Here is an 11,562-nt window from a genome sequence, read left to right as displayed (position 1 = left end):
CTGCGCCGGCCCATAGGATACTTACCCCTTTTCCAGGGTGAACCGACACGTAGCCGGTGCTGTGCCGGACGTGACCTATTGGACCTGAGTTCTAAGCACCGAAGACCCATCTTCGGCGCTCGAACCCCTGCTTTGGGAGGTGAAGACCGGTGAGCGCCGAGGACGTTGAGGACCTCAGCCGAGAGGAACTCGTCGAGCGCGTCCGTGACCTGGAGTCCCGAGTCGACCGTCTCGAAGACCCGGAGTACCACAAGGCGCTGATGCGGCAGGTGCTCACCGAGACGGACCAAGAGACCGAACGGCGGAACGCTGAAATCGAGAACGCGACGCTCAAGATGCAGCGGGTCGCTCGCTACACCGACTCGGTCGCTGAGGACGAGTTGAACCCGAGTCAACTCCGTGCTCGCTATCTGTGGCTCAACTTCGAGGAGTTCTCTCACAGTGTGAACGGCGGTCGCGTCGTCAAGGCCGGTGAACTCCGGCGGATTCTCGCTGGCCGCGAAACGGAGGAGTCGAAGATTCACACCTCCACCGTCGGTCGAACGATGGAGACCTTCGTCGACATGATGGACGACATCGCCACTATCACGAAGGCAAAGGACGGTGAACGCCGTCTCTACGTCCCGAACGACTGGAAGAGCCACGCATCCGCCCGTTCACGGGCGGAGGAGGGCGGATAACGCCGATGTTATCCGCCCGACTCGCTATGGGGGGGCGACCGCCCCCCGCCTCGTCGAGGCCGTCGTAGAATGAACGAGTGACCGCTGTTGAACGAAGTGTTTTCTAGCGACGGGTTCGCGGAGCCTATCGTACGCGAACAGTAGTAGCGAGCGTGAGCGAGCGGGTTCGCGGAGAATTGGAGGTAACACCACTGTTATCTGTAAAGGTTAGATATACTACACTTAGTTTCCGGTTGAACCAGTCGAACCGAACCTCACTCACGACCGACCGACGTCGACCGCTCGATGGGGAGGTACGGTGTCGAGAGTTCGTCGACGACGTCGGCCGGGAGGTCGTCGACGACCGCCTCCTTGTTCCGGAGGTCCGCGAGGTAGTGTTTCACCGCGACGTCGAGTGCGCCGGCCTTCGTTCGCTCACCGGTCGCCTCGACGAGTCGGCGGAGTCGGTCGTGCCGGTCGTCGGGGAGTTCGAGGGTCATCGAGCTTGTCATTTTTATACCCAGTCGGCCGATTCCGGCCGGTGGGGTGAGTAGCTATCGCTCGCGAGTCGCTGAGTGATGGTGAGTATATAAACCAGTGTTCGTCGACGGTCGAGTTCGCACGCCAACCCCCCGTGTCCGGAGTGAAAATCGGGCGGGTCGAACGCGCACCGGTCGACGAAACCGGCCGGAACCAGAGTTGCGAAAATCTCGCGCTGCGACCCCGAGATGAAACGCGAAAAGGGGCTTCCTCAATGATGGACGTCCACCGGGTTCCCGGCCATCAACCAGGCGGTCGCCTCGCCCTCCTCGTGGAGCAGGAGGTCGCCGTCCGGCCACGTCTCCGTCAGCGCCGGGCGGTCGTCCTCGACGCCCGTCACGCGCGGTCCTCGCCACCGTCTGTGCGGACGGAGGTGAGCATCCCCTCCGAACGGAGGACGTCCTCGTTGCGCTCGCTCCGGTGGGCGTTCTCCTGAACCGCACCGGCCAACCCGTCGTCAGAGTCGTTCCGACCGAGACCGTACAGCGTCGAGTCGTGCTGCCAGACGCGCCACATCGTCGCGCCCGTCGCGGTGAGGGCCGTCACAGTGAGCGCCCCCAGCGCCGCGCCGAGTGCCTGTACGCCGATGCTCTCGACTACCACAGCGGTCCCTCCTGTAGACCGTCGAACCACGACACGGCGTCACCGGCGGAGTCAGAGGCGCGTTCGAGGTGGTCGGCACCGCCGCCTATCCACCAGTCCGCCGTGTTCTCGACGGTATCGGCTCCGCCACCGAGCCACCAGTCCGCGCCGTCCCCGACGAAGCCCTGTGCTCCGTCGTAGGTCTCAGCAGCTTCCCCAGCAAGGCCTTCAGCGACGTCACCGCCGAAATCGAACGCTCCGCCAGCGGTCGACCCGACGGCGTCGGCGCTCCGGTTCAACAGTCCCGCGACGTTGAACAGAGCGTACCCGAGGAGACCGAGCACGCCGACGATAGCGAGCTTCAGGACGCCGTCACTGAGGCTCACCGAACCGGCGGCCGTCCCGATGCTGTTCTTCGCCATCGCTACCTCCCTCCGACGAAGAACGCGAGGATGGCCAGGAAGACACCGATAACGGCCATCAACACCCCGCTGTCCTGCCGGGCGTCGAACGGGTTGGCCGTCTGCATGACGTCGTCGACGTCGTTTACGGTGTCGTCACCGCCGGGGTTCGTCGACTCGGTCGGGCCGTTGCCGGGAACCCACGTTCCCCCCGTCCCGTCGGGGAGGCCCGCCAGTCCGTTGTCACCCAACAGGTCGGCGAGAGAGGTCCCGCCTTCACCGATTGTCGTGTTGTTCGTCGGGTCGCGGTCGTAGTTCTCCGCGGCCTGCCTCGGGTCGTTCTCGTAGCTGTAGAGGTCGCTGTAGTCCATTTCGTTGCTCGTGTTGGTTGTCGTCGTCGTCTCGTTAGTCGTCGTCCTGTTCTGCTCGCTCGTGGGGTCATGCACTGTCCCGCCGAGCGTGTCGGTGCCGCTGTCCACAGTCCCGTCGCGGTCGGTGTCGACCGGGTCGAGACCGCGGTCTCGCCGCTCCGCGTTGAGCGCCTGCTCGAAATCGAATCCTAGCTCCATCGGTCACACCCCGTAGTCCGCTGAGAGGTCCGCCAGCGGGACGAGAGCGGTTGTTCCGACGTTACTGGTGACGTCGCTCGCCGACCCCTCGTAGAACGAGAGTTCGTCCCCGACCGACCCGGTGAGGTTCACCACGTTGTCCGTCAGGGTCGCGCCGCTGTTGGTCTTCACCTGCGCCGGACCGAACCAGTTCGACGACGGGTCGTCGCCCCGATAGACGTAGCCCATGGTGACGTTCCACAGCATCACAGACTCGATGCGGACGTTGCCGTCGAAGCGGGCCAGTACGATACCGTCGGCTGTGTCGACGGTTCCTGCAGGCTCGAAGTTGATGTGTCCGATGCGGAGGCTCCCGGTCGTGCGGATGCACGCGCCTTGGACGTCGCTCGTCACCGACCCGCCGACGTTGACGGTGTCGATGTTGAAGTCGCCGCTACCAAGGTCGATGAGGAAGCCCACGTCGTGGAACCGGAGACTGGTAGCGTGGTTACACACACCGTTGTCCGCGAGGTTGATGCCGCCGCCGGCGATGTTCCAGAAGCCGACGCCATCTAACTGCATCTCGAAGGGTTTGACGTCTGTCTCGTCGGTGTCTCCGATGCCGTCACGCCCCCAGTTGCGGAGGTTGACGTTCTCGAACCGAGGGCTGCGTGTCGACCCGGTGAAGTGGAGCGCGTCACCGGTGGTGACGTCTGCCCCAGGACCGTCGATAGCGACGTCACGAACGGTGAAGTCGTCGTTGAAGTCCCCGAGGATGAACCCGTGGTGACTCGTCGACCCGCTGCTCGTGAACCGAATGGCCGAGGCTGGCGTCGAAACCCTCGATGCCGTCCCGAAGCCGCTGAGTTGGTGGCGGCCTCCGTCGGGGACGTCGACCGGCGCGGCCTCGTCAACCCCTCCAGGTGGGATGGTGATGGCTCCTGCGCCGCCCCCTATTACATCGAGAGCGTCCTGAACGGGCGTTTCAGTGGCACTCGGGTCAATACTACTGACTGAGCCATCCTGAAACACCAGCACCTTTCCCGCCCACTTGCCCGAAAGCAGCTCTGTCTCCAACTGTTCGGCGTTGTGGTTCTCCGTTTCGAGTTCCCGGATGTACTGCTTCGAGTACGTCACGGGTCGGTCCTCCACGTCACGTTGACGTCGGCGTCGATGGGTCCGCCGGAGTCGTTGTAGACGCGCAGCACGCCGACGTAGCCGGATGGCACCTTGAGGTCGGTGCTCATGTCCCAGTTGGTGGTCGGGGGGTTGCGCGTGCTGATGAAGGTCTTGTTCGGCTCGTTGCCGGCTTCCTCGACGGTGAGTGAGGCGACGCAGGCCTGCGTGTACGTCCCGCCGGAGATTGCGACGTCGGCGGAGACGATGTACAGCGGCTCGTCACCCTCTGCGTTGTCGACGGCGACGTATGCCACGGCGTCACCGTCGGCGATGCCCTGATACGTCCCGAAGCCGGTCTCTGTGGCGTCCTCGCGTTCTGCGGTCTGGGAGAGCGTGTCGGTGAGTGCCGAGAACTGTGGGCGTCCCATCAGTTGAACACCCCGGCGAGCATCCCGACGAGACTCCGACCGGACCCGCCCGCGCGGTCCAGGGTCATGTCGACGGAGTAGTCGTAGGCGTACTGACTGTCGGTGTTCGTCACCTCGACGGCGACGACGTCGCCCTGCTCAACCGGCTCGCTCGTTTCGAGGTTCCAGGTGTCACCGTCTCCGGTGATGTAGTTCCTACCGAACAGGCGCGGAATCAGGATTTCGTCCTCGTCGTTGATGCGGACGACGGGACGAATCTGCAGGGCGAGCTGCGTGCCTGGGTAGAGGCGGACGCGGACACGGTCGATGGTGGCCGGGTCCTCCATCTCGACCGATAGCGTACTCGTCTCGCCCGGCGGGACCGTTTCACTGAACCGGAGGCTGTCGCGTGTGCTTGTGTTGGTCATAAAGACAGGTACGGGGAGGCTTAGGCCTCGATTTCCGTGTAGTAGAGGCGGACGTCGCTCGCCGCCGGGTCGATGCTGACGCCGTCCGAACCGGGTTCCGCGCGGATGCGGAACTCGATGTGTCGGCCGGGCTTCGCGTAGGGACCGAGGACCGGGAACAGCGGGCGCTCCGTCCGTTCCTGGGTCGTCGCGTCGGCGAGTTCGCCGAGCGTGTCGACGGTGGTCGACGCGAGGACGCGGCGCTGCTCGGAGTCCGTGATGGCGACGATGAGGTCGCCCTTCACGGGGTTGCCGACGTCGTCGACGATGGACGCGAAGATGTGCGCGCCGTTCCCCTGAAGCCGGTCCATGCCGCCGTTGCCGGCCGCGTAGACCTTGTCCTGTGGAACCTGCTTCGCGTAGATGGTCCGCTCGTTACCGGCGACGAGCGTCTGGTCGAGCAGGTCCGCCTCGGTGACGGGACGCTTCCCGCCTGCTCGTGAGAGACGCGGCTCGTAGCTCATGTTCTGAGACATACTCAGACACCCTCCGGCGCGTCGTTGTTACCCGACTGCGCGGGGTTGCCGCCCGGGAGGAACTGGCCGGCGGTGTCGAGAACGGAGTTCCCGACGTTCGCGCCGACGGCGCTCGTTGCGTGGAAGACCACGAAGCCAATCGTGATCGCCAGAATCATCATCATCCCCTCAGCCGAGAGGAGATTGACGTCGCCCAGACCGTAGGGCATCTTTGCGGTGGTTGCTTTTTCCAAGTCTGCCATAGTTCGTGTGCATCCACCGCTCAGGCCCGTTCGACAATGTAGGAAAGGGATGGGGGGTATCCCTTCGTTGCATGGGGGGGCACCCATAGTCCAGTTTAAGTCTAGACAGGTTTCAGAATCATCTGGTACACATGGCGCTCCTTGGATTGACAACCGCGTTCGTCGTCTCCCTCCTTGTCTACGGGTACGGAGACGGCCGCACGCGGCAGTTTGCCCGAACCGGCTTCTGGGGACTCGCCCTCATCGAGATGGGGCTGACCCTTGACGGAATCACTCACGCGACGGACTTGGTTATCCGTATCCTTCCGGTGGTCTGAATGGCAGGAGGTTCCTGCTCGAAAGAGCACCCGACCGACCGTCAGTGCCCGAAATGCGGCCTCTGGTACTCGCTGAAGGGCATCGACTCACACAAACGGAACTGCTCGCGCGTCCCCGACGGGTTCGTTATGGTCCCCCAGCACGCCCTCCCCGATGGGTTCGACCCATCCGACGCACTCGCGGACGCCGAAACGCCCGAACTCCTCGCAGACGGCGAGGAGCACGCCGAGCGACCGATGGGGGATGGGGCGACCCCGAACGGGTCTAACCCTTCACCCGATGGGTCGAACCCTTCACCCGAACCGGTCGAGACCCCCTCCGGCGAGGTCGTGCTGCCCGACGGCGGCGAGGTGCAGGACCTCCCCGACTTCAGCGACCTCGAGGAGGACGACGTCGACGAGGACGACCAGGACGACGCGGCCGACGTCGACGAAGCAACCTGCCCGCACTGTGGCGATGGCTTCGGAATGACCCCGGAGGAAGCGGCCGAGCAGTTGGCCGGCGAGCCGGGCACCTGCAGCGACTGTGGGGGTGAGGTGCAGGCGTGATAGACGCCGAGGCACTGACGACCGTCGCGGAGTCGGTACGCGAGCATCTGTACGACCTCGCCGACCGCGAAGACCTGAGCGACGGTGAAATCATCGTCGTCGCGGACTCACTCGCCGAACGCGCGAGGGAGGACTACCTCCGATGAGCGACGACGACAGTTTCGACGCAGCGTACCACGCGGCCGAAGCAACGAGCGACCTGTTCAACCGTGAACTCCTGCTGTTTCGTGTCCTTCGTGACGAGGACAGAACGCGCGTCGAGACGCGAGACGACGTGATGGGGTGGGGCGTGCAGTTCCCAACCGGTCAGTGTTACGTAGACTGGTATCGGGAAGCCTACGCTCCCGAAGACCGCTTAGACAACCCTCACGTCAGCATCTACGGAAGTCTTAGCGACGTGGAACAGGGAACCGGTGGGACGGTACAACCGCTCGCAGTCCACGAGGTGATGCGATGAGCGACGACGACAGTTTCGACGCGGTCTCTCTCGCTGCCGACGCGACGAGCGACCCCGTCGAGGACCTCGCCGACCAGCAGGCGAGCGGCGGGGGTGCGCTGGAAGCCGCGCCGTCGTCGAGCGGCGCACCGGACCTTCTCGGTCGACTGTTCGACGGCTCACTGCCCGGTCCGAGCACCGAGAAACTCAAAGGAGAGTACGGCTTCGGCCGGAATCTGACGATGGTGCTCCGTGGGACGCTCCGCGTCGCCGGGACCGGTGACGGCATCCCGCCCGTCTTCGAGATCTTCGGTGGCGCGCTGCTGGAACTCCGTGGCCGCGCCCAGCAGCGCGCCGGCCAGGAGACCGAGCGCGAGAGTGACGACGACTACCCAGAGGTGGACGTCGCTACCGGAGGCGGTGTATGACCGAACGACCGGCGTTCTACACCGACAACGGCCACCTGTTCATCAGCGGAATCACCGGCTCTGCGGAGGACATGGGCGGGAAGACGAGTCTCGCCAACTGGCTCCTGTGCGAAGCCGGGCGCGCGTTCGACCTCCGCATCTTCTTCAACGCGAAAGGCTCCTCAGCGGTCCGTGGCGAGCGCGTCACGACCGTCCAAGAGATGGCCGCGAAGATGCGCGACGGTCACCGACACTTCGACTTCGTCCCCGCGACGGCCGACTGGGAGACCCACCACGACCGACTGGCGGCGTTCATCCGGGAACTCCCGCGCTCGATGTCGAAGTTCGTCGTCCACGACGAAGCGCCCGAACTCGGCGAGGGGCTGTTGACGTTCGTGCGCGTGTTCGGGCAGGCCGACGGCGTCAACTGCAAGAGCGTCGTCATCGCCCAGTCTCCGACCGACATGAGCGACACGAGCGTCATCAAGCAGTGTCCGACCAAAATCTGGGTCGGCCCGACGTCGCCGGACTACGCCGCGTGGTTCCGTACCGTCGGCATGTCGAACCACTTCGAGACGATTCAGGCCTCACACGCCCCGTACCACTGGTTCGTGATGCAGGGCACCCGCGACGAGGACCTGACCGTCAACCCACCCGTCCCCAAGGAGTACGCATGACGGGGATAGAAGGCGTCTTCGTCGGTGCCGGACTGGTCGCCAGCCACCTCGCCGCGTACCTCTGGGGATGGGAGGACCGCCAACTGATTCGGGGGCGGAGGAAGCGGCCATGAGCGAGGCTCTCGCGTTCGTCTTCGGGATGCTGTTCATCCAGGTGTTCGACCTGTGGCTGAAGTTCTTCGTCGGGGTGAGCAAGCGGTGACTCGTCGAGGACGAGCGAACGAAGACCGTGGCCGGTTCGCCGAGGAAGCCGTCGCCGAGCACTACGGGGTGACCCACGCGCCCGACGTCACCGACTGGTACGACTGCATCAACGAGTCGACCGGGACGAAGTTCGAAGTCAAGAGCACGGTCGAGGAACTCGCCAGCGGGCGCTCCGGGCGGTTCCGCGTCTGGGAGGACCAAACGGTCTCACTCATCGCGAGCGACCGACAGGGCACCGCGTGGGTCGTGTTCGTCCTGTTCGACCGGCGTGAGCGTATCGTGGCGGTGCGTCGCGTCCGCCCGTCGACGGTCGCCCGACTCGTCCACGCCGACGGCGGTGACTGGAACCTCGCCGGCCACTCCGAGCGCGACGGACGACAGCACAAAATCGCGTGGGACGACGTGATACGGCCGCAGGACCGACTCTAAGCTGACGCCCGACGCTTACTCCAGTTCACTCGCATCCAACTCACCGTCAAGATAGGCTGCCCCGTCCTCAGAGACTCTGTACTTCCCCCTCTGTACCTTTACAACAAAACCTCGCTTCAGTAGCTCAGACAAGCGTCGACTGACCTCCTCACGGCTTTTGTGTATATTAATTGCAATTACAGATGGCGTGAGAATCAGTTCACTGGTATTCAGAACTTCGAGGATACGTTCGTCTATCGGCAATTGCATCCAGTCACCGGGTTTCCTCACTGACTGGGCCACTATTGTCACACACTGTGTGGAGTAACATATCAGATTTGAATCACTATATGACGAGAATAGCATCACTACAACGTGAGGCTGTGGAATTCGGACTAATAATGAGTGATTTATGGCTCACTAACTAGTGAGAAGAATTATACTGAGGCAGAAGCTCTAGCCGAGCAACCCACTCGCGGCCCGGCCGCTCCGCTGTCCGGTTAGGGCCTCTCGAAAAGCGCCCCGGTGCTGTGACACCGGGCCGCGAGTGGGCGGTGAAAACCCGTGTCGACACACGACAAGCCGGAACATAGGACTTCCGGCAAACGACTGTTCGCGTACCGTTCCCAGACCACAGAGCCGCGCTGCCCGCGCTGCTCGACCCCGATTGCGTTCCTCACGACGCGCGGCCCGGCCGACCACCGCGTCGGTCCCTGTGGCTGTCGCGTCGCCCGGAACCCGCTCACCATTCTCGACGAGGACTCACGATGACCGACGACATCACCACCGACTACGACGACGTCCAGATCACGACCGACCTCCCCGAGGAGTGGCCCGCCACGCGCACGGCGAGTCTCGCCTCCCAGACAATGGGACTGGCGGCGGACCTCCAGAAGGCACTCGACGTCGGGACCAACCCGGAGGACCTCATCGCGCAGTTCGACGAGTTCGCCTCCGGCGCGCTCCAGCAGTACTGTTCGATTCATCGCTCCGAGGACGGCGACGGCGTCGAAATCCGTGTGTCCGCCGACCCGGAGGTGCGGACCGACGGCGGCCGTTCTCTCGACGAGCGTCGCGTCGACGCGCTCGAAGGCATCGAGGCGCAGCTACGCTACCAGAACGCCGCGCTGTGCGAACTCATCGCCACGGTCGAACACGTCGGCCTGGCGACAATCGGCGTCGAAGAACCACGCAGCGGGAGTCGGTCATACAGGGCGCTCCAGACGGCGCTGGACGACCACGATTTCACCCGCCAGGAGAAGGCCGACGATACCGGCATCGGCGGTTTCGGGGGTGAGTTTCGGTGAGGTTCAACTACGACCTCCCCGAGAGTATCGCCGTCGAAGAGGAGCGCGAGCATCTCGTCATCGAAGGTCAACAGTTCGCCAAACGCGAGTTCCGCTGCAAGGGGTGTGCGTCGACGCATGTTACCGTCGACTACGTCGACCAGCGCCGCGTTCAGGGCGTCGACGCTATCGCCGTCGGCGCGACGTGCGACCAGTGTGGGTCGACGGCGATGCACGTGGGGTACTGACGATGCCCTACACCTACCAGAGCGAGAAAGGGTCTCGACACGAGTACGAGCGGACGACGACCGACTGTCCACAGGGATGCGCCAATCCCTCCGGCGGGATGCGTCGCGTCACCCACTACACCGGGAAGATAGACGTGTTCGATGTCTACGGCGAGGAAATCGAACAGGAGCGCACCGACCGGTATCTGGAGTGCCCGACGTGCGGGTGGGTGGTCGACCTATGAAGGCGCTCACGCCGCTCTGCCCGACGTGCGACGCGCCGAAGGGTATCGCCGTCGCGCGGGTCCGCCCCGCCGTCGACGGTCACCACGACGTCGAGGACGTCCTGCTGGAGTGCGGCCACGTCGCCGAGCACGACCTCCGTCTCGAAGCCGGCGTCGTCGACCTCCTGCAGCGGCACCGACCGGACACCGTTCAGGTTCTCGACGCCGAGCCGATGGAGGCCGATGACTGAGCGCCGTCGACGAGACCCCGGCGACCTCGCGCCACGCGACGCGGTCCGGCGGTATCTCCGCCGCCGGGCGTCGGATTCGACCGAGAAGAGCGTGCACGGGTGGGAGTACCGCCTGAAGCTCTGGGTCGAGTGGTGCGAAGGTATCGGACTCGACCGCGTCGACGACGTCCGGCGCTGGGACGTCGACGAGTATTACGAACTCCGTTCGTCGGCGGTCGCTCCGGCGACGCTCGAAGGGGAGATGTGGACGCTGAAGATGTTCTGTGAGTTCCTCGAAGACCTCGGCGCGGTCGAGGACGGTCTCGCCGACGCCGTCCGCATCCCCGACCTTGACCCGGAGGACCGCTCGAACGACACCAAGCTCCGGACCGAGCACGCGCTCGCGTTGCTTCGGTACTACCGGATGACTCCGGCGGTCTACGCCACGCGAGCGCACGCCTACCTCGAACTCGCCTGGACGACCGGTGCGCGACAGAGCGGTCTCCGCGCACTCGACATCCGCGACCTCCACACCGACGGTGCGCCGTATCTCGACTTCCGCCACCGACCGGACACCGGGACCGGTCTGAAGAACAAACTCGGTGGTGAGCGTCCTGTGGCGGTCACCGAGGAGACGGCGAGCGTTCTTCAGGAGTTCATCCAGACGCACCGCTACGACGTCCACGACGACCACGGCCGTCAGCCGCTGCTTGCGAGCGCCCAGGGCCGGCCCGGACCGAACACGGTCCGCGTCTGGAGCTATCTTGCGACGCTCCCGTGTCAGCACGTCCCCTGCCCGCACGGACAGAAGCGTGAGACCTGCGAGAAGACGGAGTACGCCCACGCGAGCAAGTGCCCGTCGAGTCGCTCGCCCCACCAGATTCGGACCGGTGCTATCACGTGGTTCTTGAATCTCGGGTGGCCGCCGGAAGACGTCGCCGAGCGGGTCAACGCGACGGTGAAGACCATCGAACAGCACTACGACAAAGCCGACCCCGAGCAGCGTCGACGACGACTCCGCGAGCGGATGGAGAAGCGTCGACGCCCGCTCGTCGACGAGCTCTCGATTGACGACGAGGACCCACTCAGATGATTCGCCACCACCACCCGGCCGAGACGCCGCTGAGTCGACGCACATCCGCGCTGCGCCGGCCCA

At 64.6% G+C, this 11,562-nt stretch carries 24 protein-coding genes; 13 read left to right on the top strand and 11 right to left on the bottom strand.

The window, feature by feature from the left end; all coding sequences use genetic code 11:
• The first annotated feature begins 149 nt into the window (after positions 1-149).
• On the top strand, positions 150-680 hold the full coding sequence (locus tag GQS65_RS21150; protein WP_158206604.1) for a hypothetical protein: 531 nt from the start codon (positions 150-152) through the stop codon (positions 678-680).
• A gap of 254 nt (positions 681-934) precedes the next feature.
• Here the strand turns inward: GQS65_RS21150 and GQS65_RS21145 are convergent, their stop codons facing one another.
• The 10 genes from GQS65_RS21145 to GQS65_RS21105 form a co-directional block, all read right to left on the bottom strand.
• Positions 935-1,171: a hypothetical protein gene (locus tag GQS65_RS21145; protein WP_158206603.1), complete on the bottom strand. Its 237-nt coding sequence runs from the start codon at positions 1,169-1,171 to the stop codon at positions 935-937.
• 239 nt (positions 1,172-1,410) lie between these two features.
• Positions 1,411-1,539 carry a hypothetical protein gene (locus GQS65_RS22015; protein ID WP_267902951.1) on the bottom strand — a complete coding sequence of 43 codons (129 nt, stop codon included), beginning with the start codon at positions 1,537-1,539 and terminating at the stop codon, positions 1,411-1,413.
• The gene (locus GQS65_RS21140) at positions 1,536-1,802 is read right to left on the bottom strand and encodes a hypothetical protein (protein ID WP_158206602.1); all 267 of its coding nucleotides are present in this window, start codon (positions 1,800-1,802) and stop codon (positions 1,536-1,538) included. Before GQS65_RS21140 ends, GQS65_RS22015 begins: the two co-directional genes overlap by 4 nt.
• On the bottom strand, positions 1,796-2,203 hold the full coding sequence (locus tag GQS65_RS21135) for a hypothetical protein (protein ID WP_158206601.1): 408 nt from the start codon (positions 2,201-2,203) through the stop codon (positions 1,796-1,798). The genes GQS65_RS21140 and GQS65_RS21135 overlap by 7 nt, the downstream gene beginning before the upstream one ends.
• A gap of 2 nt (positions 2,204-2,205) precedes the next feature.
• Complete coding sequence (locus GQS65_RS21130; RefSeq protein WP_158206600.1) at positions 2,206-2,751, bottom strand: hypothetical protein; 546 nt, start codon at positions 2,749-2,751, stop codon at positions 2,206-2,208.
• Positions 2,752-2,754: 3 nt separating this feature from the next.
• A complete protein-coding gene (locus tag GQS65_RS21125) occupies positions 2,755-3,882 on the bottom strand; it encodes a hypothetical protein (RefSeq protein WP_158206599.1) in 1,128 nt (375 codons plus the stop codon).
• Positions 3,864-4,277, bottom strand: a complete 414-nt coding sequence (locus GQS65_RS21120; RefSeq protein WP_158206598.1) for a hypothetical protein — start codon at positions 4,275-4,277, stop codon at positions 3,864-3,866. Before GQS65_RS21120 ends, GQS65_RS21125 begins: the two co-directional genes overlap by 19 nt.
• Positions 4,277-4,684, bottom strand: a complete 408-nt coding sequence (locus tag GQS65_RS21115; protein WP_158206597.1) for a hypothetical protein — start codon at positions 4,682-4,684, stop codon at positions 4,277-4,279. Before GQS65_RS21115 ends, GQS65_RS21120 begins: the two co-directional genes overlap by 1 nt.
• A gap of 20 nt (positions 4,685-4,704) precedes the next feature.
• A complete protein-coding gene (locus GQS65_RS21110) occupies positions 4,705-5,199 on the bottom strand; it encodes a hypothetical protein (protein WP_158206596.1) in 495 nt (164 codons plus the stop codon).
• A 2-nt stretch (positions 5,200-5,201) separates the two neighbouring features.
• Entirely contained in the window at positions 5,202-5,441 is a 240-nt protein-coding gene (locus tag GQS65_RS21105) for a hypothetical protein (RefSeq protein ID WP_158206595.1), read from the bottom strand.
• A 131-nt stretch (positions 5,442-5,572) separates the two neighbouring features.
• Here GQS65_RS21105 and GQS65_RS21100 point away from each other — a divergent pair, with 131 nt between their 5' ends.
• The 7 genes from GQS65_RS21100 to GQS65_RS21070 all read left to right on the top strand — a co-directional run bounded on the left by GQS65_RS21100 (position 5,573) and on the right by GQS65_RS21070 (position 8,460).
• A complete protein-coding gene (locus tag GQS65_RS21100) occupies positions 5,573-5,758 on the top strand; it encodes a hypothetical protein (RefSeq protein WP_158206594.1) in 186 nt (61 codons plus the stop codon).
• Positions 5,759-6,307 carry a hypothetical protein gene (locus GQS65_RS21095; RefSeq protein ID WP_158206593.1) on the top strand — a complete coding sequence of 183 codons (549 nt, stop codon included), beginning with the start codon at positions 5,759-5,761 and terminating at the stop codon, positions 6,305-6,307.
• Complete coding sequence (locus GQS65_RS21090) at positions 6,304-6,453, top strand: hypothetical protein (RefSeq protein ID WP_158206592.1); 150 nt, start codon at positions 6,304-6,306, stop codon at positions 6,451-6,453. The genes GQS65_RS21095 and GQS65_RS21090 overlap by 4 nt, the downstream gene beginning before the upstream one ends.
• On the top strand, positions 6,450-6,764 hold the full coding sequence (locus tag GQS65_RS21085; RefSeq protein WP_158206591.1) for a hypothetical protein: 315 nt from the start codon (positions 6,450-6,452) through the stop codon (positions 6,762-6,764). The genes GQS65_RS21090 and GQS65_RS21085 overlap by 4 nt, the downstream gene beginning before the upstream one ends.
• Entirely contained in the window at positions 6,761-7,171 is a 411-nt protein-coding gene (locus GQS65_RS21080) for a hypothetical protein (protein ID WP_158206590.1), read from the top strand. Before GQS65_RS21085 ends, GQS65_RS21080 begins: the two co-directional genes overlap by 4 nt.
• Complete coding sequence (locus GQS65_RS21075; RefSeq protein WP_158206589.1) at positions 7,168-7,827, top strand: hypothetical protein; 660 nt, start codon at positions 7,168-7,170, stop codon at positions 7,825-7,827. The genes GQS65_RS21080 and GQS65_RS21075 overlap by 4 nt, the downstream gene beginning before the upstream one ends.
• 198 nt (positions 7,828-8,025) lie before the next feature.
• Positions 8,026-8,460 (top strand): hypothetical protein, encoded by a 435-nt coding sequence (locus GQS65_RS21070; RefSeq protein ID WP_158206588.1) that lies wholly within the window; start codon positions 8,026-8,028, stop codon positions 8,458-8,460.
• Positions 8,461-8,475: 15 nt separating this feature from the next.
• Here GQS65_RS21070 and GQS65_RS21065 read toward each other — a convergent pair whose 3' ends face one another.
• Positions 8,476-8,730 (bottom strand): transcriptional regulator, encoded by a 255-nt coding sequence (locus GQS65_RS21065; protein WP_368280411.1) that lies wholly within the window; start codon positions 8,728-8,730, stop codon positions 8,476-8,478.
• 476 nt (positions 8,731-9,206) lie between these two features.
• On the opposite strand from GQS65_RS21065, the gene GQS65_RS21060 reads away from it, so the two are divergent.
• From GQS65_RS21060 to GQS65_RS21040, 5 genes are read left to right on the top strand one after another with little or no spacing between them, the layout of a single operon-like run.
• A complete protein-coding gene (locus GQS65_RS21060) occupies positions 9,207-9,746 on the top strand; it encodes a hypothetical protein (protein ID WP_158206587.1) in 540 nt (179 codons plus the stop codon).
• Positions 9,743-9,973, top strand: coding sequence for a hypothetical protein (locus GQS65_RS21055; protein ID WP_158206586.1), 231 nt, complete (start codon positions 9,743-9,745; stop codon positions 9,971-9,973). The genes GQS65_RS21060 and GQS65_RS21055 overlap by 4 nt, the downstream gene beginning before the upstream one ends.
• A 2-nt stretch (positions 9,974-9,975) precedes the next feature.
• Positions 9,976-10,197 carry a hypothetical protein gene (locus GQS65_RS21050; protein ID WP_158206585.1) on the top strand — a complete coding sequence of 74 codons (222 nt, stop codon included), beginning with the start codon at positions 9,976-9,978 and terminating at the stop codon, positions 10,195-10,197.
• On the top strand, positions 10,194-10,427 hold the full coding sequence (locus tag GQS65_RS21045) for a hypothetical protein (RefSeq protein WP_158206584.1): 234 nt from the start codon (positions 10,194-10,196) through the stop codon (positions 10,425-10,427). The genes GQS65_RS21050 and GQS65_RS21045 overlap by 4 nt, the downstream gene beginning before the upstream one ends.
• The gene (locus GQS65_RS21040; protein WP_158206583.1) at positions 10,420-11,499 is read left to right on the top strand and encodes a tyrosine-type recombinase/integrase; all 1,080 of its coding nucleotides are present in this window, start codon (positions 10,420-10,422) and stop codon (positions 11,497-11,499) included. Before GQS65_RS21045 ends, GQS65_RS21040 begins: the two co-directional genes overlap by 8 nt.
• Positions 11,500-11,562: the final 63 nt, after the last annotated feature.

The organism is Halomarina oriensis (assembly GCF_009791395.1).
GTDB lineage: Archaea > Halobacteriota > Halobacteria > Halobacteriales > Haloarculaceae > Halomarina > Halomarina oriensis.
Note: the sequence above shows the minus strand (reverse complement) of the source record. Positions and strands in the feature narration are given on the sequence as shown.